This window comes from Pseudomonas sp. Pdm06, assembly GCF_014851795.1.
In the GTDB taxonomy this organism is placed as follows: Bacteria; Pseudomonadota; Gammaproteobacteria; order Pseudomonadales; family Pseudomonadaceae; genus Aquipseudomonas; species Aquipseudomonas fluorescens_AA.
Genome location: NZ_JACVAH010000019.1, coordinates 67,436 through 87,119, shown reverse-complemented (window position 1 = coordinate 87,119; position 19,684 = coordinate 67,436). Strand labels below are relative to the sequence as shown.

Annotated in this window: 22 protein-coding genes, 1 tRNA gene and 1 pseudogene; 7 read left to right on the top strand and 17 right to left on the bottom strand. The window is 59.8% G+C overall.

Annotated features, from left to right (window positions below):
- Positions 1–25: 25 nt before the first annotated feature.
- The gene (locus IB266_RS26320; RefSeq protein WP_192263394.1) at positions 26–736 is read right to left on the bottom strand and encodes a class I SAM-dependent methyltransferase; all 711 of its coding nucleotides are present in this window, start codon (positions 734–736) and stop codon (positions 26–28) included.
- Positions 737–738: 2 nt separating this feature from the next.
- Positions 739–1,707 carry a glycosyltransferase family 2 protein gene (locus IB266_RS26315; RefSeq protein ID WP_192263392.1) on the bottom strand — a complete coding sequence of 323 codons (969 nt, stop codon included), beginning with the start codon at positions 1,705–1,707 and terminating at the stop codon, positions 739–741.
- Positions 1,708–2,009: 302 nt separating this feature from the next.
- On the opposite strand from IB266_RS26315, the gene IB266_RS26310 reads away from it, so the two are divergent.
- The 3 genes from IB266_RS26310 (at position 2,010) to IB266_RS26300 (ending at position 3,676) form a co-directional block, all read left to right on the top strand.
- Entirely contained in the window at positions 2,010–2,201 is a 192-nt protein-coding gene (locus tag IB266_RS26310) for a YegP family protein (RefSeq protein WP_092204443.1), read from the top strand.
- A 199-nt stretch (positions 2,202–2,400) separates the two neighbouring features.
- Positions 2,401–3,207 (top strand): AraC family transcriptional regulator, encoded by an 807-nt coding sequence (locus IB266_RS26305; RefSeq protein WP_192263390.1) that lies wholly within the window; start codon positions 2,401–2,403, stop codon positions 3,205–3,207.
- A 100-nt stretch (positions 3,208–3,307) separates the two neighbouring features.
- Positions 3,308–3,676 carry a cupin domain-containing protein gene (locus IB266_RS26300; RefSeq protein ID WP_060738754.1) on the top strand — a complete coding sequence of 123 codons (369 nt, stop codon included), beginning with the start codon at positions 3,308–3,310 and terminating at the stop codon, positions 3,674–3,676.
- A 171-nt stretch (positions 3,677–3,847) separates the two neighbouring features.
- On the opposite strand, the gene IB266_RS31300 is transcribed toward IB266_RS26300, so the two are convergent.
- Positions 3,848–4,627, bottom strand: a complete 780-nt coding sequence (locus IB266_RS31300) for a methyl-accepting chemotaxis protein (protein ID WP_412548322.1) — start codon at positions 4,625–4,627, stop codon at positions 3,848–3,850.
- Between the two features lie 78 nt (positions 4,628–4,705).
- A pseudogene (locus IB266_RS31295) lies at positions 4,706–5,482 on the bottom strand (MCP four helix bundle domain-containing protein); the annotation flags it as partial.
- Positions 5,483–5,815: 333 nt separating this feature from the next.
- Here IB266_RS31295 and IB266_RS30810 point away from each other — a divergent pair.
- Positions 5,816–6,091, top strand: coding sequence for a short-chain dehydrogenase (locus IB266_RS30810; RefSeq protein WP_225613664.1), 276 nt, complete (start codon positions 5,816–5,818; stop codon positions 6,089–6,091).
- 270 nt (positions 6,092–6,361) lie between these two features.
- On the opposite strand, the gene IB266_RS26285 is transcribed toward IB266_RS30810, so the two are convergent.
- The 7 genes from IB266_RS26285 to dapA all read right to left on the bottom strand — a co-directional run bounded on the left by IB266_RS26285 (position 6,362) and on the right by dapA (position 10,970).
- Complete coding sequence (locus IB266_RS26285; protein WP_192263386.1) at positions 6,362–6,670, bottom strand: addiction module antidote protein; 309 nt, start codon at positions 6,668–6,670, stop codon at positions 6,362–6,364.
- 2 nt (positions 6,671–6,672) lie between these two features.
- Positions 6,673–6,966, bottom strand: coding sequence for a type II toxin-antitoxin system RelE/ParE family toxin (locus IB266_RS26280; protein ID WP_192263467.1), 294 nt, complete (start codon positions 6,964–6,966; stop codon positions 6,673–6,675).
- Positions 6,967–7,281: 315 nt separating this feature from the next.
- Positions 7,282–7,371, bottom strand: a tRNA-Ser gene (locus IB266_RS26275).
- Between the two features lie 83 nt (positions 7,372–7,454).
- Positions 7,455–8,168, bottom strand: coding sequence for a phosphoribosylaminoimidazolesuccinocarboxamide synthase (gene purC / locus IB266_RS26270; RefSeq protein WP_057449754.1), 714 nt, complete (start codon positions 8,166–8,168; stop codon positions 7,455–7,457).
- 27 nt (positions 8,169–8,195) lie between these two features.
- Entirely contained in the window at positions 8,196–8,954 is a 759-nt protein-coding gene (locus tag IB266_RS26265) for an MBL fold metallo-hydrolase (RefSeq protein ID WP_192263384.1), read from the bottom strand.
- 4 nt (positions 8,955–8,958) lie between these two features.
- Complete coding sequence (gene bamC / locus IB266_RS26260; protein WP_060738758.1) at positions 8,959–10,074, bottom strand: outer membrane protein assembly factor BamC; 1,116 nt, start codon at positions 10,072–10,074, stop codon at positions 8,959–8,961.
- Between the two features lie 17 nt (positions 10,075–10,091).
- Positions 10,092–10,970: a 4-hydroxy-tetrahydrodipicolinate synthase gene (gene dapA / locus IB266_RS26255; RefSeq protein ID WP_060738759.1), complete on the bottom strand. Its 879-nt coding sequence runs from the start codon at positions 10,968–10,970 to the stop codon at positions 10,092–10,094.
- 315 nt (positions 10,971–11,285) lie between these two features.
- On the opposite strand from dapA, the gene IB266_RS26250 reads away from it, so the two are divergent.
- Positions 11,286–11,846 carry a glycine cleavage system protein R gene (locus tag IB266_RS26250; RefSeq protein ID WP_003184325.1) on the top strand — a complete coding sequence of 187 codons (561 nt, stop codon included), beginning with the start codon at positions 11,286–11,288 and terminating at the stop codon, positions 11,844–11,846.
- Positions 11,847–11,856: 10 nt separating this feature from the next.
- A complete protein-coding gene (locus IB266_RS26245) occupies positions 11,857–12,330 on the top strand; it encodes a peroxiredoxin (protein WP_024616115.1) in 474 nt (157 codons plus the stop codon).
- Positions 12,331–12,461: 131 nt separating this feature from the next.
- Here the strand turns inward: IB266_RS26245 and IB266_RS26240 are convergent, their stop codons facing one another.
- Entirely contained in the window at positions 12,462–13,532 is a 1,071-nt protein-coding gene (locus IB266_RS26240; protein WP_060738761.1) for an AI-2E family transporter, read from the bottom strand.
- Between the two features lie 32 nt (positions 13,533–13,564).
- A complete protein-coding gene (locus IB266_RS26235) occupies positions 13,565–13,804 on the bottom strand; it encodes a sulfurtransferase TusA family protein (RefSeq protein WP_053120054.1) in 240 nt (79 codons plus the stop codon).
- Between the two features lie 98 nt (positions 13,805–13,902).
- On the opposite strand from IB266_RS26235, the gene IB266_RS26230 reads away from it, so the two are divergent.
- Positions 13,903–15,336 carry a M48 family metalloprotease gene (locus IB266_RS26230; RefSeq protein WP_192263382.1) on the top strand — a complete coding sequence of 478 codons (1,434 nt, stop codon included), beginning with the start codon at positions 13,903–13,905 and terminating at the stop codon, positions 15,334–15,336.
- A gap of 62 nt (positions 15,337–15,398) precedes the next feature.
- Here the strand turns inward: IB266_RS26230 and IB266_RS26225 are convergent, their stop codons facing one another.
- The 4 genes from IB266_RS26225 to rpoE all read right to left on the bottom strand — a co-directional run bounded on the left by IB266_RS26225 (position 15,399) and on the right by rpoE (position 19,225).
- A complete protein-coding gene (locus IB266_RS26225; protein ID WP_192263380.1) occupies positions 15,399–16,829 on the bottom strand; it encodes a DegQ family serine endoprotease in 1,431 nt (476 codons plus the stop codon).
- A gap of 234 nt (positions 16,830–17,063) precedes the next feature.
- A complete protein-coding gene (locus IB266_RS26220) occupies positions 17,064–18,011 on the bottom strand; it encodes a MucB/RseB C-terminal domain-containing protein (RefSeq protein WP_192263378.1) in 948 nt (315 codons plus the stop codon).
- A 13-nt stretch (positions 18,012–18,024) separates the two neighbouring features.
- A complete protein-coding gene (locus IB266_RS26215) occupies positions 18,025–18,612 on the bottom strand; it encodes a sigma-E factor negative regulatory protein (protein WP_192263377.1) in 588 nt (195 codons plus the stop codon).
- 31 nt (positions 18,613–18,643) lie between these two features.
- Complete coding sequence (gene rpoE, locus IB266_RS26210; protein ID WP_003172477.1) at positions 18,644–19,225, bottom strand: RNA polymerase sigma factor RpoE; 582 nt, start codon at positions 19,223–19,225, stop codon at positions 18,644–18,646.
- Positions 19,226–19,684 lie beyond the last annotated feature (459 nt).

The window sequence follows — 19,684 nt, the reverse complement described above, 5'->3', positions numbered from 1 at the left end:
CGCAGCAGCGGCGAGTGCGTCCAGGTCACGGCTTCTGCGCCAGGCAGAACACCGTCAGGCCGGCGATACGATTGGCCCCCATGAATGGACGCTCCAGGCTGCACAATGTCCTCAACACGCCATTGACCAGCGGATGATGCCGCGCAAGCTGCGATTTGGACGGTGCCCCGGAGGCTTTGCGCTGCAACAGGCGCAGGCCGGCGGCAATGGGAAATACCAGGCCGAAGTAATACGCCCCTTGCTGGACCTGCAAACCGGCCTGCGCCACGACGCTTTCCAGTTGTTTGAGGGTATAGCGGCGCTTGTGCTCGAGGAAATCGTCATGCCCGCTCCAGAGAAACTGGAACGCCGGCACGGTGATCAGGAAGCGGCTGCCGGACGGCACTTTGTCGACGTAGGCCTTGAGCAGGCCCACGTCATCATCCACGTGCTCCAACACATCCATCAGCAATACCAGGTCGGCGTCCAACGTGTCGATGGCGCGTCGGTAGCGGACCGGTTTACCGGCGGTGCTGGCGTCGGAGTCGGCCGGATAGCTGATGTCCACGCACCAGGCCTGGGCCGTTGGGGTATGGGTCAGCAGGTGATGGGAAAAAAAGCCCGACCCGGCGCCCACGTCCAGCAACGTACTGGCCGAGGTGCCCTTGAGCATGTGGAGCATGGCCCGCGCTTTCGATCGGTAGTACCAATGCTGCTCGATATCGGGACCGAGGATGTCGGTTTCCTTGAGATCCATGGTCAGTCCTTGGGGTCATAGATGCGCCGCACCAGGAAAACCGGCCGACGCTTGGATTCGATATAGGTACGGCCCAGGTATTCCCCCAGCACGCCGATGCCGATCAGTTGCAGTCCGCCCAGGAAGGTGACCGCAACCATCAGCGAGGCATAGCCCGGCAGGTCGACCCCGGAAATCAGAGTCCGCAATACGATGAACATGGCGAACGCAAAGGACACCAGCGAGACGCAAAGCCCCAGGTAGGTCCAGATACGCAGCGGTTCGGTGCTGAAGCTGGTGATGCCTTCCAGGGCAAAATTCCACAGGCGCCAGCCATTGAACTTGCTTTCACCGGCGGACCGCTCCGGCCTGACGTAGTCCACGTGGGTGGTCCGGAACCCCACCCAGGCAAACAGCCCTTTCATGAAGCGGCGCGATTCAGGCAGGGTTAGAAGGGCATCGACCACACAGCGATCCATCAAGCGAAAATCGCCGACATTTTCCGGCAGCTTGTGGTCGGCGATTTTGTTGTGCAGCCGGTAGAACCCGTTGGCGGAAACCTGTTTGGCCCAGGAGTCGGAGTCGCGATTGATCCGATGCCCCAGCACCACTTCGGCGCCGTGGCGCCAATGGGCGATCATTTCCAGGATCACTTCGGGAGGGTCCTGCAAATCGACGTCTATCGGCACCACCGCCTGGCCACGGGCGGCTTGCAGGCCGGCGCTCAACGCTGCCTCCTTGCCGAAGTTGCGACTCAGGTCGACGATGCGGATACGCGGGTCGGCCTTCTGCCTGTCCAGCAGCAGCGCCAACGTATCATCCACGCTGCCGTCGTTGACGAACACCAGCTCCAGGCTCACCAGCGATTCACGGGCAAAGACCTGGTCGATCCTGGCCATGAACAAATCGATGGACTGGGCTTCGTTATAGACCGGAATGACAAGCGAAAGCGCTAGACGACCTTGCAGATCCGCTCCTGGATATTCAGTCACTTGATGGCTCTTTTTCTTATAGTGTTTTCAGTCCCATCGGGCTTCCGGCCCTAGGCGTCGAACCGTATTAAGCAGGACCAGGCAGGGCAACGCAAGGATCCAGCCAGAACTTCAGTCGACCACATGTTCGCAACATGACTTTTAACAATGCAACGGTCAAATTCCAAACCAGCGCTCATACCCAGCAATATTTGATAACCAATGGAAACGAATTTCCCATAGCCAAAACCAACCACTTGGCTAGGCTTGCAGCCACATGTTCAACGCATGTCTTGAGTGAATGAATCGCAGGGAGCGAACCGATGTATTTTGAAATCTATCGACAGACCCGAGGTACCCCGAGCACCGGAAAAGGCCAATGGCGCTGGCGCTTGAGAGCCGGCAACCACGAAACGATCGCCAGTGGCGAAGCCTATGTGAACAAGAGTGACTGCCTTCACGCCGTCAGGTTGATCAAGAACGTCCATGACGAGACGCCCGTGAAAGAGATCTGAGCACCGCCAAGTGGGGTCTGTAGGAGCTGGCGAAGCCTGCGATCTTTTGATCTTGATCTTTCGCTTGAGATTCAAGTGTCTGGAGAAAGATCGCAGCCTCGTTGCACTCGACAGCGCCTACACCGGTTAGGCTTTTTTGCTGTGACGATGGTTTCCAGGCAGGTAGGGTAATGCGGACGAAGACAGGAGGCTGGTGCAAATGACTCGATCCACCCACAACCGCGACTGGCTGGTGCGGGCACCCGAATCGAGGAAAATGGAACGCATCGAGGCTTATTTCAGTGGGCATGGCTACACCACCCATCGCCATGACACCTACGCCATCGGCATCACGCTTTCCGGCGTCCAGAGCTTCAACTATCGCCACAGCAAGCGTCACAGCCAGCCCGGCGGCACCATCGTCCTGCACCCGGACGAAGTGCACGATGGCGAAGCAGGAACCCGCGATGGCTTTCGCTACCGGATGTTCTACATAGAACCGTCGGTGATCCAGCACGTTCTGGGGGGCAGGCCATTGCCTTTCATCGAAGGTGGATTGTCCAACGACCCTCGCCTCAATATCGCGACCCGTCGATTGTTGAACAGCCTGGATCATCCCCTCGACCCGCTGGAGGAAGAGGACGCCATCTATGATGTGGCCCAGGCCCTCGACGTTGCGGCGGGCAACAGGCGTGGACGGCGGCTGATCGACTACCCGGCGGCAGAGCGTGCCCGCCTGTTCATCCACGATGCCCTCGACCAGGTGATCACCCTGGACGATCTGGTGCAGGCAAGCGGCAGGGACCGATGGAGTCTGTCCCGGGATTTCCGGGCGCTGTACGGCACCAGCCCCTATCGCTACATCACCCAGCGTCGCTTGAATGAAGCCCGGCGCCTGGCCTTCCAGGGCACGCCATTGAGCGAAGTGGCCCTGGCCTGTGGCTTTTTCGATCAGAGCCACATGACCCGGTTGCATACCCAGGCCTTCGGTATTTCACCGGCACGCTGGCTGAACATGCTGCGCTAAGACAGCGACTGCCCGGCGCAAAAAGTTGCACGATCATCCAATACGCACGCTGGCTCGAACCATAAAGTAGGACGCACCACCCCACCAAGGAGATGCCTCGATGACCCGTTACGCCCCCATCAACTTCGCCCAGAAATACACCCTGTTCCAGGAACAGTGGACGCCGAAAGTCGTGGCCGAAATGAACGACTACCAATTCAAGATCGCCCGGCTCGAAGGCGACTTCATCTGGCACGCCCACGCCGATACGGATGAAACCTTCATCGTGCTGGAGGGCGAGCTGCGTATCGACTTTCGCGACGGCGCAGTGACGATTGGCCCGGGCGAGATGTACGTGGTCAAAAAAGGTGTGGAGCATAAGCCCAGCGCCGCCCAGGAAGTGAAACTGCTGTTGATCGAGCCTCGCGGCGTGATCAATACCGGCGAAGAAACCAATGAGCGAACGGCGGTCAACGATGTCTGGATCTGACTGAGCCAGGCTCAATCGTATTCAGCTTCCTGGTGATCGCCCAACACACCTGCATCGATCGGCCAACACAGGTCGGCGATCTGCCCGGCATCCAACACACCGGGCATCAGGACAGAGCCCCGCTGATGCAGGGCTCGCAGGAGGTCGCCAGTAGGCACCACACCACCAGCTTCAGGTACGGAAGCGGCCGGTCAGTTCCGCCAGGTTTCTCGACAGGCTCGAAAGTTGCTGACTGGCCTGCATGCTCTGGGCGGAATTGGATGCCGCTTCGTTGGACAAGTCGCGGATGTCGGAGATGTTGCGGGCAATCTCTTCGGTGACACTGCTCTGCTCTTCACACGCGTTGGCGATCTGCGCGGCCATGTCGTTGATCCGCTGGATAGAGCCACTGGTACCGCTGAGCACCTGATCGACGCCCGCGGCGCGCTCGACGCTGTCCCGGGCCTTGCTGCTGCCGACCTGCATGGCTTGCACGGCCTTGGCGACACCGCTTTGCAAGCGCTCGATGCGCACCTGAATGTCTTTGGTCGAGTCCTGGGTGCGTGCCGCCAGGGCCCTGACTTCGTCGGCCACGACAGCGAAACCACGGCCTTGCTCACCCGCCCGTGCCGCCTCGATAGCCGCGTTCAGCGCGAGCAGGTTGGTCTGTTCGGCAATGCCCCGGATCACTTCGAGCACGGCGCCGATGCTGGAGGTTTCCTGGGCCAGTGCCTCGATCGTGCCCGAAGCGCTCTCCACTTCCTGGGCCAACTGGCGGATCGACTCGATGGTGTTACTGACGACCTCAGTGCCGTCGCGAGACTGGCTACTGGCTTGCTGCGCGGCGTCCGACGCGTTTACGGCGTTGTGAGCCACCTCATGCACAGCCGCACTCATCTGGGTAGCAGCGGTACTGACCTGGTCGAGGGCTGCATGTTCGCTGCTGATCAACCGATCATTGGTCGCCGCCATCGTGGCCATGGCGCGCGCCGCGGCATCGACCTCGCCGGTCACCCGGCCCACTTCGGCAATCAGCGGTTGCAGTTTATCGAGGAAGCGGTTGAACGCACTGCCAAGCTGCCCCAATTCATCAGCCGAACGCACTTCGAGACGGCCTTTCAGATCGCCACCGCCCTCGGCGATCTGTTCGACCCGATGCAACAGGCGACGCATGGGGCGCAGCACGACCATTGGCAAGACAACAATCAGCAGAATGCACCCCAGCAGGCCGACCAACAGAATACCGCCCTGCTGCATCCCAACCGCTTGGCCATGGTCAATCGCCGCTTGCCCCTCGCGCAGCGACGCTTCGTCTTCCAGCTCGCCCAGCTTGTCGATGGCATCACGCATGGTGTCGAACTTACTTTCGCCGTCACCAAAGCTCAGCGCACTGGCCGCCTGCGGATTGCTCACGGCCTGCTCGACGACCTGCCGCGAAACCTGCGACCACTGTGCAAAGCGATCGTTGAACTGACTGACCAGCGCCAATGCTTCGGCACTGGGTTGCATCGCGGCATATTTCTGCACACGGTCATAAGCCTGCTTCATATTGTCCCGATGACTGGCACGCAGCGCCTCGGCATGACTGCCGGCATTGCCCCCAAGCAAACTCCGCTCGGCCACAAAGGCCTGGTAGAGATCGCGGTCAGCGTTGAGCAACAGGCTGATGGCCGGCAGATAGCGCTTGGTCAACTGCGTGCTCGATTCAGTCACCTGGTCGATGCCACGCATGCCCGACCACCCCATCAGCACCAACAACAGCGCCAGGAACGCAATGGGCAGAGTGATTTTCCAGCGAAAGCCCAGATCGGCGAAAAACCGTGGCATGGGGTGTCACTCCTTTCATGGGAATTAACTTACCTATCGGCAGCCATGCCTTGAGCTATAGACCATTAGTCCAATTGTTACAAAGCCTTGGGCTGTGATCATGCAGGTTGCGGAGCGGGTTGGGCGGGATAAAAAAAGGTGGGGGGAGGCAATAGCTGCGGGGAGTTTTCTGACATTTCCCGCCCACATAATTTAGGGAGTTTTCTGACTCATCATCTGATTGATGATTTCTCCGGAAGGGCTCTATAGTCCAAGCGTCGTTCGTAAGAGCGGCTTGGGTTTGGCGACTCAATGACAAATGGTAAGAAAGCCCTCAATCAAGCGGAGTTTGAAATGAATAGATACATGGCTCTTACCAGCAATGCCGACGATCAACCCCTCTTCGTCGATACCTCTGCGCCTTTGCACATCCTGCTCGACACGGCGGGTTATAGAATTCGCGCGGTCACCCAGCTTTTAGAGAACCTCGCAATGCGAGGGGACATTCCGAGTGACTCAGTGGTCCTCCAGGATTTTGCACAGCTGTGCTGCATTCCTTTGAGGGATGGCTACGACGTACTCGATGTCATAGCTCGGCGCTTGGATGCGGAGCCGGCCTCTCACAGGTAATGCCAGTCTAAGGATCAAACGACACAAAACCTGTGGGAGCAAAGCTTGCTCGCGATGGCGGCGGACCAGTCAATGGCGCTGTCGACTGGCTCACCCCAATCGCGAGCAAGCTTTGCTCCCACGGGTTTGGGGCTTAATTGACTGGCATTAGACTTTCACAGGGACCCATTTAGTCAGGGGGAAACGGGGACAGACCACGATTAGAGGCAGGCTGATTACAGATGAACTCACAATCGTGGCCTGTTCCCAGTCTCCGCTCTAATCCACTCTTCAGACAGGTGAATGATTAGCCGCATGCCCAGGCTGCGCATGAAGATCGATGCCTAGCGCATGAATGACCTTGAGTACGGTATCGAATCTCGGTTTTGATCCAGGGGCGAACGCCTTGTACAAGCGTTCTCGTCCCATGCCGGAGTCTTTAGCGATCTGCGCCATGCCTCGGGCCTTGGCTACATAGCCGATCGCTCGGAGAAACTCCTCGCTGTCACCATCAGCCAACACCTGGGAAAGGTATTCACTGATCGCTTCGTCGCTATCGAGTAGTGCCGCCATGTCAAATGTCGTCAGATGTTGGCTCATGCTCAAATCTCCTTTGCCAATTTCTTCGCTCGCCGGATATCAGCACTCTGTGAAGACTTGTCGCCCCCAGCCAGTAGCACGATGACCACTCCACCGCGCAGGGTGAAATAGACCCGGTAGCCAGCGCCTACATCCACACGCAACTCTGAAACACCATCACCGACAGGTTTCACATCGCCCAGGTGACCCGCTGCGGCACGATCAATGCGGGGGGCGATAGCGATTTTTGCTCGCAGATCACGAACCGATGAATGCCAAGCAGTAAACGTCTGCGTTTGCTGAATGAGATAATTAATCGGCGGACCGTATCCAGTTGGATACTAGAAGTCAAGATACTGATGCTGGTCATCCCTCCGTATTCTCAATCCGGGGGCGGGGGAAGAAATGGGAACAGATCACGATCTGATGATGAGTGAACTCAAAACTGTGGCCTGTCCCAGTCTTTAAATCGCGGCGCAAATCATAGGTCAGGCGATCCGCGCCCCGACGTTCACGCTCGCAGTACTGCCGCACAATCCATGTCGCCGCGTTCGCCATACGCGACAAAACGCCAAAAACGAAAAAGCCCCTGAAATGTTCAACCATTTCAGGGGCTTAGTCGTATTCAATAATGGCGGAGAGATAGGGATTTGAACCCTAGGTACTGTCGCCAGTACAACGGATTTCGAATCCGTCCCGTTCGGCCACTCCGGCATCTCTCCAGTGGCGCGCATCATACCAGCACATTCGTCGGAAGCGAACCCCCGAGCGAAATTTTTTCCGTGCTATCAGATGCTTGCGTCGATTACAGCGGTACACCCAGGCGCTGGGCGACTTCTTCGTAGGCTTCGATGACGTCACCGAGGCCCTGGCGGAAGCGGTCCTTGTCCATCTTCTTCTTGGTGTCCTTGTCCCACAGGCGGCAGCCGTCCGGGCTGAATTCGTCGCCCAGGACGATGGAACCATCGCTGAACACGCCGAATTCAAGCTTGAAGTCCACCAGCAGCAGGCCGGCGTCGTCGAACAGCTTGGTCAGCACTTCATTGACCTTGAGGGACAATTCCTTCATTCGGGCCAGTTGCTCGGTGGTGCCCCAACCGAATGCCACGACGTGGGATTCGTTGATGAACGGGTCGCCCTTGGCGTCGTCCTTCAGGAACAGCTCGAAGGTGTAGGGGTTGAGCTTCATGCCCTCTTCCACGCCCAGGCGCTTGACCAGGCTGCCGGCGGCGTAGTTACGCACGACGCATTCGACCGGGATCATGTCCAGCTTCTTGACCAGGCATTCGTTGTCGCCCAGCAGCTTGTCGAACTGGGTCGGCACGCCGGCGGCTTCGAGTTTTTGCATGATGAAGGCGTTGAACTTGTTGTTCACCATGCCCTTGCGGTCCAGCTGTTCGATGCGCTTGCCGTCGAACGCCGAGGTGTCGTTGCGAAACAGCAGGATCAAGCGGTCAGCGTCGTCGGTCTTGTAAACCGACTTGGCTTTGCCGCGGTAGAGTTCTTCACGTTTTTCCATGATGGGCTCCGCTTGCTAAGTAGTGGGCTAGGCGATATGTCGCCAGTCGAGCCCTGAATCTTGATCGGCCAGTTGCAGCCAGTCCGGGTCGCACCCAAGGGTGTCGACAAAACATTGCCGGGCCAGCTGCGGCAGGTTGTTCTTGCTGCTCAGATGGGCCAGGACCAGGTGTTGCAGGCCTTGCCAGCCCAACTCGGCCACCAGGAACGCGGCCTGGTGGTTGTTCAAATGTCCGTGTTCCCCGCCGACCCGCTGCTTGAGGAAGTAGGGGTAGTAACCACGGGCCAGCATGTCACGGCAGTGGTTGGACTCGATCATCAACGCATCGAGGTCCCGGTAACTGTCCATCACCCTGTTGCAGTACGACCCCAGGTCGGTCAACAACCCGAAACGTCGTTCACCATCGCTGAACACATATTGCGTCGGTTCCCGGGCATCATGGGCGACGCTGACCACGCTGATATCCAGGGCGCCAATGCGCAACTGCTCGCCACCTGCCACGAAACCGGCTGGCTCGATGGGTTTGCGCAGGCCTGCCAGTGTCCCACGGCTCAGGTACACCGGCAGATTGTAGCGCCGAGACAGCAAACCCACGCCATGCACGTGGTCGGCATGTTCGTGGGTCACGAGTATCGCGCTCAGTTGCGCTGGGTGCACACCCAGGCGCAACAGGCGTTTCTCGGTTTCCCGCAGGGAGAAACCACAATCGACCAACACGTACGTGCCAGCACTGGCGACCAGCGTGCCGTTGCCCTGGCTACCGCTGCCGAGAACGGCGAAACGCATCGGATCAGCCCAGGTTATCCTGAATCACGCTCAATACCTTGCGGGCCACATCGGCCGGCGCCACGGTGTTGATGTTCTTCTCGACAGTGACCTGGACACTTTCGCCGACCTTGCTCAGGCGAACCTGGTAACGCTCGGCGCGGGCTTCGATCTCTTCCTTGTCCGGCTTGCTGCCGAACAGGCCGCTGAAGAAGCCAGGCTTGTCGTCTTTCTTCTCGGCCTTCTCAGCGAGGTTGATGTAGTACAGGCCCAGGCTGCGGTTGATGTCCTCAACGCGCCACTCACCCTGTTCCAGCGCACGGCCAACGCTCGACCAGGCACGGTCCAGGTCGGAGCCGACGTTGAGCACCGGGTTGCCGCTGCCGTCTTCGCTCAGGCTGACGCGGCTCGGCGCATCGAATTCCTTGGACGCCAGCATCGAGACCGAACCGCCCTGCTCCGCGGTACGACTCATGCTGGCAAGCATGTCGTCCACCAGGGCAGCGTCGAGGCCGGTATTGACCGAACGGTTGGTGAAGGCCACGTCGGCGGTGCTGCCGGCAGGACGCTCGGCGCTGACCACGTAGATTTCACTGGTGTTGCGCTGCACGCCCGGCTCGATACGCACCCGCACGCGGGTTTCGCTGTCGGCCGCGACACCGGCGGCGCTCAGGCGCTTGGCCATGGCGGCGGACAGTTCATCGGAGCGCTGCCAGGTGGTGGTGAACTCGCCGGTTTGCGGACGCTGTTCGTCCAGGCGGAAACCATTGTCCTGGAAGAACTGAATCGCCACCGGCCAGACTTCGGCCGGCGGATGCTGGCCCATGACCCAGCTGGAATCGCCACTCTTCTGCAGGGTGTAGTCGCTGGCGTCGGCCACGGCCGACAGCGGCTGCGGACGTGGAACGATGTATTCGCCCTTGACGCTGTCGTCCGCGACGTTGCGCGGAATCGGCAGCAGCGGATCCAGGCGCTTGGCGATGTTGACGTCTTGCGGCAGTTGCATCGGTGCAGTCTGTTGCGCTTGCAGGTAATCGCTACCACGGTCGCGGAAGTAACCTTCCGGCCCCCAGATCCATCCGCAGCCGCTGGTGCTGGAGATAATCAAGGCAAGTGCGGAAAGTCCGGCCATTCGCTTCATGCGTTGTACTTCCTCAATTAAACCAGGACGCCGGACTGGCGCAGGGCCTGCCGCAGCGGTTCGTGACAGGGGGTGCTCAGCCAGGTCAGTGGCAAGCGGATGCCTTCGTGCATCAGGCCCATTTCGACCAAGGCCCACTTCACCGGAATCGGGTTGGCCTCGATGAACAGGTCCTTGTGCAACGGCATCAGTTTTTCGTTGATGGCCCGTGCGGTCTCGGCGTCGCCCTTGAGCGCGGCCTCGCACAGGTCGGCCATTTCGCGCGGGGCAACGTTGGCGGTGACGGAGATGTTGCCCTTGCCACCCAGCAGGATCAGCTCGACCGCTGTCGGATCATCCCCGGACAGCACGATGAAGTCCTTGCTCACGCCATCGAGGATGGCCTTGGCGCGCTTCATGTCGCCGGTGGCTTCCTTGATGCCGATGATGTTCGGCACGGTGGACAGGCGGATCACGGTCTCGGCCTGCATGTCGCAGGAGGTGCGGCCGGGAACGTTATAGAGAATCTGCGGGATGTCGACGGCTTCGGCGATGTGCTTGAAGTGCTGGTACAGGCCTTCCTGGGTCGGCTTGTTGTAGTACGGGACGACCAGCAGGCAGGCGTCGGCACCGGCTTCCTTGGCGTTGCGGGTCAGCTCGACGGCTTCGCGAGTCGAGTTGGCGCCAGTACCGGCGATGACGGGGATGCGACCGTTGACCTGCTTGACCACGGCACGGATGACTTCGATGTGCTCATTGACGTCGAGGGTTGCCGACTCGCCGGTGGTACCGACGGCGACAATGGCATGGGTGCCGTTCTCAAGGTGGAAGTCCACGAGTTTGCTGAGGCTGGCCCAGTCAAGATGCCCTTGTGCATCCATGGGTGTGACCAGTGCCACCATACTGCCCGCAATCATGAAACCGCTCCTGCCGGAAAAAGAGAGCGGTAATGGTACTGGCGCCAAGATGCTTGTACAAGCGAACTACCATTCCCCTGGGCGATGGTTTTCGCTACCCTTCAGGCTTTGATCGGTACCGACAAGCTCATACGCCGGTTTCCAGCCTCCGTTTTCGACGCCACAAGCCCCGATCCCGGGTTTGTCCTGGTGCATTCCTGCTGTCGCGGAATGCAGCGCAACCCCGGACAAAAGGCTTGAACCGTTCGTTTTCCCGGGCCGGGCGCTGTGTCGAGCGGCAAAGGTACCGACCGCTCATCGCTTTAGGAATGCTGCATGTCCACCCCCACAGTCCGCGAACAATTCCTTGTTATCAGTGCCCTTGGCGCCAACCCCATGGAGCTGACTAACGTCCTGTGCCGCGCCAGCCATGAAAATCGCTGCGCCGTCGTGACCTCACGCCTGACCCGTCATGGCGAATGCAGTGCACTCGTGCTCGAGATCTCCGGCAGCTGGGACGCCCTGGCGCGCCTGGAAGGCAGCCTGCCGGTGCTGGCCAAGAAGCATGCCTTTACCGTCAACGTCGTGCGCAGCGCCGCCCTGGAGAACCGTCCCCAGGCCCTGCCCTATGTGGCCTACGTGAGCTCGGCCTACCGTCCGGACATCATCAACGAGCTGTGCCAGTTCTTCATGGACCACCACGTCGAGCTGGAGAACCTGACCTGCGACACCTATCAGGCCCCACAGACCGGCGGCACCATGCTCAACGCCACGTTCACCGTGACCCTGCCCGCCGGCACCCAGATCAGTTGGCTGCGCGATCAGTTCCTGGACTTCGCCGATGCGATGAACCTGGATGCGCTGATCGAACCGTGGCGCCCACAAAACCCAATGTAAGGAAACGTTCATGGCCGTTGCCGTCGACCAGCCGGTTACCGATTTCCAGGCGCCCGCCACCAGCGGGCAGACCATCAGCCTCGCCGCCCTCAAGGGCAAGCAGGTGGTGATCTATTTCTACCCCAAGGACAGCACTCCCGGTTGCACCACCGAAGGCCAGGGCTTTCGCGATCAGTACGCACAATTCCAGGCTGCCAACACCGAAGTGTTCGGCGTCTCCCGGGACAGCCTCAAGTCCCACGAGAACTTCAAATGCAAGCAGGAGTTCCCGTTCGAACTGATCAGCGACAAGGACGAGGCGGTCTGCCAGCTGTTCGACGTGATCAAGCTGAAAAAGCTCTACGGCAAGGAATACCTGGGCGTTGACCGCAGCACCTTCCTGATCGACAAGAACGGCGTGCTGCGCCAGGAATGGCGTGGCGTGAAGGTGCCGGGGCATGTGGATGCGGTGTTGGCGGCGGCCCAGGCGCTCAACAAGGGCTGAAACTTTCGCTGCCTTTACTGGCGCTATCGCGAGCAAGCTCGCTCCCACACGGGATCGGTGGTGTTACTCAATCCAGTGTGGGAGCGAGCTTGCTCGCGATGAGGCCATCCGCCTCACCCCATCAGTCAAAGCTACAACAACGGCGCTACAACCGGCTCCTTGCTCGGCCACGCATCCAGCACCGCCTTGAACAGCGTCGCCAGGGGAATCGCAAAGAACACCCCCCAGAATCCCCACAGCCCGCCAAACAGCAACACCGCACAGATGATCGCCACCGGATGCAGGTTCACCGCCTCGGAGAACAGCAGCGGGACCAGCACGTTGCCGTCCAGGGTCTGGATGATCCCGTAGACCGCCATCAGGTAGATGAACTGATCGCTCCAGCCCCACTGGAACAGCGCAATCAAGGCCACCGGCACGGTCACCACCACGGTGCCGACGTAAGGCACCACCACTGAAATGCCCACCAGCAGCGCCAGCAGGGCGGCGTAATTGAGCCCCATGGTCACGAAACCGATATAGGTCACGCCGCCGCAGATGAAAATCTCGATGACTTTTCCGCGAATGTAATTGGCGATCTGCCTATTCATCTCCTGGGCCACTCGGGTGATCAGCGCCCGCTCGCGAGGCAGGTAGCCACGCACCCAACGCCCGATCATTTCCCGGTCCTTGAGGAAGAAGAACACCAGGATCGGTACCAGCACCAGGTAGATCATGATGTTGACCAGAAGCGGCAGGCTGGACAGCGAGAACGTCAGCGCCCATTGGCCGAACTTGCCAATCTCGCCGCGCACCACTTCGATGGTCTGCAACACCTGCTCATCGGACACCAGGTGCGGATAACGCTCAGGCAGCAGCAATAGCAGGGATTGCCACTTGGCGAGCATCCCCGGCAACTCGTTGAACAAGGTCACCAACTGGTGCCAGAGCAACGGCACGATCACCACGATAAACACCACCAGCACGCCCATGAACAAGGCAAATACCAGCCCGACTGCCGCAGTGCCGGGCAGCCGCAAACGCTCCAGCGTCGTGACCAGCCCCTGCATGAGATACGCCAGCACCATTCCCGCCAGCACCGGCGCCAGCATGCCGCCCAGGGTAAGCACGGCGGTAAACGCCAGGAATAGCAGCACTGCCAGAACCACCGCCTCCTCATCGGAGAAGTAGCGCTGAATCCAATCGCGTAACACTTTGAACATTAAAAATCCTTAAGAGACGCTATCGGTTTTTTTCAGGCCTTTTTCAGCCAGTAACGGTAGACGCCGTTTTCGTCTTCTTCACGCAGCAGCGTATGACCGGCCAATCGGGCGAAGGTGCGAAAGTCACGTTGCGAGCCCGCATCCGTGGCGATGACCTTGAGCACACTGCCGCTGGCCAGGCGGTTGAGCTCCAGTTTGGCCTTGAGCAACGGCAACGGACAATTCAGGCCGCTGGCGTCCAGTTCGGCATCGTGGGCTACAGCATCAGTCATGGGTTCGCTCCGCGGCAGGTCGTTGAGCGGCCTAGAATATCTGGTCCCGGGCCCGGTGTCCGGCTACAGTAGGGTCTTTGTCAACTAAGGCTTCGTGCATGACATTTCTGCGCCCCACCCTGCTGACGCTCGCTTGCCTGCTTGCCTCACCGGGCTTCGCCGACGACTTGCCGTCACTTGGCGATGCCAGTTCTGCCATCGTCTCGCCAGAACAGGAGCACCAACTGGGCCGCGCCTGGCTGGCCCTGCTGCGCAGCCAGGTTTCACAGCTCAACGATCCACAGCTCAAGGACTACGTCGAAACCAGCGTCTACAAGCTGGTGGAAACCAGCCAGGTCAACGACCGGCGCCTGGAATTCATCTTGATCAACAGCCCGCAGCTCAACGCCTTCGCCGCACCGGGCGGTATCGTCGGGGTCAACGGCGGCCTGTTCCTCAACGCACAGACCGAAGGCGAATACGCTTCGGTCATGGCCCACGAACTGGCGCACTTGTCACAACGCCACTTCGCCCGCGGCGTCGAAGCCCAGCAACGCATGCAGGTGCCGATGATGGCGGCGCTGCTGGCTGGCATCGTGATTGCCGCCGCCGGTGGTGGTGACGCCGGGATCGCGGCCATCGCCGGAACCCAGGCCGCCGCCATCCAGGAACAACGGCGCTTCTCGCGCCAGAACGAACAGGAAGCCGACCGCATCGGCATCCAGAACCTCGAGAAGGCCGGGTACGACCCGCGGTCCATGCCAACCATGTTCGAGCGCCTGATGCGCCAGTACCGGTTCGACGCCAAGCCGCCGGAATTCCTGCTGACTCACCCGGTGACCGAATCGCGGATCGCCGACACCCGCAACCGCGCCGAACAGGCCAAACCGGGCGGCATCGAAGACAGTGTGCGCTATCAACTGATTCGCGCGCGGGTCCAACTGACCTACGAAGAAACCCCGGGCCTGGGCGCCAAGCGCTTCCGGGCACAGCTGGATGAGAACCCGAAGAACGACGTGGCTCGCTATGGCCTGGCGATCGCGCAGATCAAGGGCGGCCAGTTGAATGACGCACGGGAGAATCTCAAGCCGCTGCTGGCCAAATCGCCCAACGAGATCATCTACAACCTCGCCCAGGTGGACCTGGACATCACCAGCAACAAACTGGCCGACGCTCAATCCCGCGTCGACCGGATGCTGAGCCAGTACCCGGGCAACTATCCGCTGAACCAGGTACGCGTCGACCTGCTGCTCAAGCAGAACCGCCCCGCCGATGCCGAGAAAGCCCTGGAAACCTTGCTCAAGTCGCGCCCGGACGATCCGGACGTCTGGTACATGGTGGCCGAGACCCGCGGGCTGTCAGGCAACATCATTGGCCTGCATCAGGCCCGTGCAGAGTACTTCGCCCTGGTGGGCGACTACCGTCAGGCCATCCAGCAACTGGACTTCGCCAAACGGCGCGCCGGCACCAATTTCCCCCTGTCGTCGCGCATCGATGCCCGCCAGCGGGAACTCATGGAGCAGGAACGCATGGTCAAGGACATGATGGGCTGAGCATTCGCCAGGCATAAAAAAACCGCCTCTTTCGAGGCGGTTTTTTTTCAGCGGCTAACCGATCATTCGGCCAGCTTGAAGGTGATGAAGCTCGCACGCCCCTGGCGCAGGACTCGCATCGACACTGAACGATTCTTCGGCAATGCCTTGGCAATGTCGGTGAATTCCTTGGCCGAACCGATGGCCTGGTTGTTCAGGTGCGTGATGATGTCGCCCGGCTGGAGACCGATCAACGCGGCAGGACCGTCCTGCACTTCCTTGATCACCACTCCGCCCTGGAGCTCCAGGGTGCGTTTCTGCTCTTCGGTCAGCTCGGCCACCGCCACGCCCAGGCGGTTGCTGCTGCGCTCGACGCCGGACTTGGGCAGCGAATCCAGCTCCTTGCCCTCTTCAGGAATGGCCCCGACGGTCAACTCGACGTTCTTGCGCTTACCCTCGCGAATCACTTCCAGATTGGCCTTGGCGCCAGCCTTGAGGGCCCCCACCAGGTGCGGCAGGTCGGCGGACATGACGATCGGCTGACCATTCATGCTCAGGATCACGTCCCCCACTTGCAGACCGCCCTTGGCAGCCGGGCCACCTTCCTGGATCTGCGCCACCAGCGCACCGGCGGGTTTATCCAGCCCGAACGACTCGGCCAGGTCCTTGTTCACTTCCTGGATCACCACACCCAACCAGCCACGGCTGACCTTGCCTTCGCTTTTCAGCTGGTTGGACACGTCCATGGCAACGTCGATCGGAATCGCGAAGGACACGCCCATGAAGCCGCCCGAACGGGTGTAGATCTGGGAGTTGATGCCGACCACTTCACCGGCAAGGTTGAACAGCGGGCCACCGGAGTTACCCGGGTTGATCGGTACGTCGGTCTGGATGAACGGCACATAGTTTTCGTTCGGCAGGCTGCGACCGATGGCGCTGACAATACCCTGGGTCACGGTGTGGTCGAAGCCGAACGGCGAACCGATAGCCACGACCCATTGGCCGGCTTTCAGGTCCTGGGATTTGCCCAGTTTAAGCACTGGCAGGTCCTTGCCCTCGATTTTCAACAGCGCCACGTCGGAACGTGGGTCGGTGCCGATCAGCTTGGCCTTGAGTTCGCTGCGGTCGGCCAGGCGTACCAGGATTTCGTCGGCATCGGCGATCACATGGTTGTTGGTCAGGATGTAGCCATCAGGTGAAATGATGAAGCCCGACCCCAGGGATTGCGCTTCGCGCTGACGGCCACCGCCGGGAGAACGGGGCTGTTGTGGCATGCCACGCTCGAAGAACTCCCGCAGCATCGGCGGCAGGCCTTCCAGGTCCGGCATCTGCTGGTCCGATACACGGCGATCCGGCAGCTTCTGGGTCGTACTGATGTTCACCACGGCGGGTGAAGCCTGCTCGACCAGTTGTGTGAAGTCAGGCAATTCGACCGCCACGGCAGGAACGGCCTGGCCGAGCACAAGCACGGTGGCAAAAATGGAGAGATAGGTTTTCAAGCGTGGTATCGACATACGGCTCCCGTTACGACGAGCATGGTTAAGCGATATGGAGCAAGGAATACCAGGGAAAGATACGCCGGTATTTTTGTTCCGGGAACAGACAAGGCCAGAGCCGAGCGGCTCTGACCTATAGAAAAAAAGCTGAGGTTTTGCAAATGAAAATGCTGACAGGAAGTTTCGGCATTTCGATCAAGCCCTGGCGTCATCAGCCTCTCGCGCAATCGAACCACCCAAGCTGTCAGCCGACTATTGAGTCGCGGTGACGTCGGAGCGCATGGAAAGCGCGATCCGTTCCGCCGTACCGATAGGAATCTCACCGACCACCGTGACCATCATTTCGCCCTGGGGCGTTGTGAGCCTGCGGGAGACGGCAGCCGTCGGGCCGAGTTGAGTACGGGTATCGGTGGCGTTGGCACCGTTCAACGGCTCCAGGAACACCGAGAAGCGCGCCAAACCATCGTCGTACATCAAGCTGCTGACCTGGACCTGAGTGTCCGGATCCTTGCGCACGGCACTGCCGGTCAGCTCAAAGCCGGGCGGCACCCAGTCCGAGTGCCAGGCGGCTTTCACCGCAACGGCCTTGCCGGGATCCTGCGCGACAGCCTTGCATTCGGCGCTGGCTTGCAGGTCACCGTCCGTGGGCGCGGCGACGTTCATGCGAGTGAACTGGAAACGTTCGAGCAACTGGCCCTTGTCATTGAGCAACAAGGACTTGAGCGGCAGGCCGGTCTCTTTGTCCAGGTGCAGCTCAAAGCCATAACGATGCTGGTCCTTGGGCGTCAACGCCACGATGACCGCTTGACGCCCGGCCACGCGCGACTTGCCTATGACGGCAAGGTCATACCAATTCTTGAGTTTTTGCGGATCGAGCGCACGTGAAGCGCCGTCCGGCGTATTGCCCAGCCCCGCGATCAAGGAGCCACTGACGCATTGAGTATGCCCATCAATGCGCAGGACTTCCTGTGCCGAACCGTCGAGCTGGAGTAACCGCTCGCGGACCTTGCCATCCTGGACGCGATGCCAGATGTTATGCGTAGAAAAACTACCGTTGCGCTCGTAAACGAAAGTGCCCTGGAAGCTCTGCTGTTGCTCGGCTTGACTCAGGCGGCTCAACCAGTCCTGAGCCTCATCGGCATGGGCTGGAATCGCACACCAGCCACCAAGCATAAGCGTGAATAGAGGTATGGCGCGCAATGGTTTTCCTTACTTAACGGTTTTCCAGGCTGGCGGCACGGGCGTAAGGCAGCGCGCTTTCGGTACCTTTCAGGGCAGCTTGCTGGGCATGCTGACGCAGGTAGTTGGGCAGACGCTGATCATGCCAGCCAGGCTGGCCCTGCAGAACACCGTTGACCATCGGGCCTGCGGCTTCCGAACCTTCGCTGTAACCGGCCAATACCGCTGGGCCCTTGACCTGTGGAGCGGCCAAGCCAGGCTGGTTGGACTGCTGCGCCATTTGCACGCCGGCAATCTCATCCTGGTTGTACAGGCGCACACCGGCCAATACGGCAACGGTGACCGACGCGGCTACCGCCAGACGACCCAGGCTACGCCATGGTCCGCGTGAAGCTTTTGCCGGTACGGCTTCGTCAGCCAATGCAGCAGAAACGGCAGAGGCGATGTCCAGGCGTGGAAGCAGCAAATCCTTGTGCATGACAGCCCGGGCGATCTGGTAACGAGCCCAGGTCTCACGTGTTTCAACATCGTCGAAGGCATTAAGTACCCGACGCAATTCAAGTTCGTCCGCTTCGTTGTCCATAACTGCGGACAGCGATTCCTGCAGGGCTTCACGACTCATGGCGTTCCTCTCTTGGCTGTCGCCGCTGTCTCTAGTTTTCCTGCAACAAGGGTTGCAGGGCTTTATCGATGGCCTCCCGAGCGCGGAAAATCCGGGAGCGCACGGTGCCCACAGGACATTGCATGACGCTCGCAATGTCTTCGTAACTCAGACCGTCGAACTCACGTAAAGTTAAAGCCGTACGCAAATCTTCAGGCAATTGCTGGATGGTTCGATGGACGGTGCCTTCGATCTCATCCCGCAGCAACGCACGTTCTGGTGATTCGAGATCCTTGAGGCCATGATCGCCATCATAGAACTCGGCATCTTCAGAACTTACATCGCTATCCGGCGGCCGGCGGCCGCGTGAAACCAGATAGTTTTTCGCCGTGTTGATGGCGATGCGGTAAAGCCACGTATAAAACGCGCTGTCCCCGCGAAAATTACCAAGTGCGCGGTAGGCCTTGATGAAGGCCTCCTGAGCGACATCCTGCGCTTCATGGGTGTCGTGCACAAAACGCACGATCAACCCGAGAATTTTGTGCTGGTATTTCAGCACCAGCAGATCGAAAGCTCGCTTGTCGCCGCGTTGGACCCGCTCGACCAGCTGCTGATCCTCTTCCTGGGTTAGCATGAACACTCCTCGATAAGCTCGAAGGAGGCTTGCATTACTAATTGACCGGGCTTGCAAACATAGACTCGGGCTTTTCGCAAAAGTTCTCCCCCTTCCAAGCAAGTTTCCGGCGCGCTCTGATCTCGGCACGCACGAAAAACGCAGCAGGAGATTCCCCGGCTGCGCGAATAATCTGTCATCGGGTCTGTCGGCAGAGATTTCAATCGAAATCTTGCACCAACCCGACGCTGCTCCCTTTTGCAGACAACCGTCTATTGAACGTAGGCGCTTGGCAAAAGTTCCCGCTATTTACATCGCCATGAACTGAATATCAGGCAACCATGACGTGATAAACAGCGATCTGTCCTCGAAACGGCCGCCTTTGTCGACTCAAAGCCAAACGGATGATCCGACGAAGCGTGTCGCTTTTCTGTCACGCTGGTTTCACATTGCCATGAAGGCCCGGCTATTGTGCCGATC

Bases quoted from the DNA above. Each gene is read 5' to 3' on its own strand.
- IB266_RS26320 (WP_192263394.1), bottom strand. From the start codon at position 736: ATGGATCTCAAGGAAACCGACATCCTCGGTCCCGATATCGAGCAGCAT.
- IB266_RS26310 (WP_092204443.1), top strand. From the start codon at position 2,010: ATGTATTTTGAAATCTATCGACAGACCCGAGGTACCCCGAGCACCGGA.
- IB266_RS26305 (WP_192263390.1), top strand. From the start codon at position 2,401: ATGACTCGATCCACCCACAACCGCGACTGGCTGGTGCGGGCACCCGAA.
- IB266_RS26300 (WP_060738754.1), top strand. From the start codon at position 3,308: ATGACCCGTTACGCCCCCATCAACTTCGCCCAGAAATACACCCTGTTC.
- IB266_RS31300 (WP_412548322.1), bottom strand. From the start codon at position 4,627: ATGGCGGCGACCAATGATCGGTTGATCAGCAGCGAACATGCAGCCCTC.
- IB266_RS30810 (WP_225613664.1), top strand. From the start codon at position 5,816: ATGAATAGATACATGGCTCTTACCAGCAATGCCGACGATCAACCCCTC.
- IB266_RS26285 (WP_192263386.1), bottom strand. From the start codon at position 6,670: ATGAGCCAACATCTGACGACATTTGACATGGCGGCACTACTCGATAGC.
- purC (WP_057449754.1), bottom strand. From the start codon at position 8,168: ATGGAAAAACGTGAAGAACTCTACCGCGGCAAAGCCAAGTCGGTTTAC.
- IB266_RS26265 (WP_192263384.1), bottom strand. From the start codon at position 8,954: ATGCGTTTCGCCGTTCTCGGCAGCGGTAGCCAGGGCAACGGCACGCTG.
- bamC (WP_060738758.1), bottom strand. From the start codon at position 10,074: ATGAAGCGAATGGCCGGACTTTCCGCACTTGCCTTGATTATCTCCAGC.
- dapA (WP_060738759.1), bottom strand. From the start codon at position 10,970: ATGATTGCGGGCAGTATGGTGGCACTGGTCACACCCATGGATGCACAA.
- IB266_RS26250 (WP_003184325.1), top strand. From the start codon at position 11,286: ATGTCCACCCCCACAGTCCGCGAACAATTCCTTGTTATCAGTGCCCTT.
- IB266_RS26245 (WP_024616115.1), top strand. From the start codon at position 11,857: ATGGCCGTTGCCGTCGACCAGCCGGTTACCGATTTCCAGGCGCCCGCC.
- IB266_RS26240 (WP_060738761.1), bottom strand. From the start codon at position 13,532: ATGTTCAAAGTGTTACGCGATTGGATTCAGCGCTACTTCTCCGATGAG.
- IB266_RS26235 (WP_053120054.1), bottom strand. From the start codon at position 13,804: ATGACTGATGCTGTAGCCCACGATGCCGAACTGGACGCCAGCGGCCTG.
- IB266_RS26230 (WP_192263382.1), top strand. From the start codon at position 13,903: ATGACATTTCTGCGCCCCACCCTGCTGACGCTCGCTTGCCTGCTTGCC.
- IB266_RS26225 (WP_192263380.1), bottom strand. From the start codon at position 16,829: ATGTCGATACCACGCTTGAAAACCTATCTCTCCATTTTTGCCACCGTG.
- IB266_RS26215 (WP_192263377.1), bottom strand. From the start codon at position 18,612: ATGAGTCGTGAAGCCCTGCAGGAATCGCTGTCCGCAGTTATGGACAAC.
- rpoE (WP_003172477.1), bottom strand. From the start codon at position 19,225: ATGCTAACCCAGGAAGAGGATCAGCAGCTGGTCGAGCGGGTCCAACGC.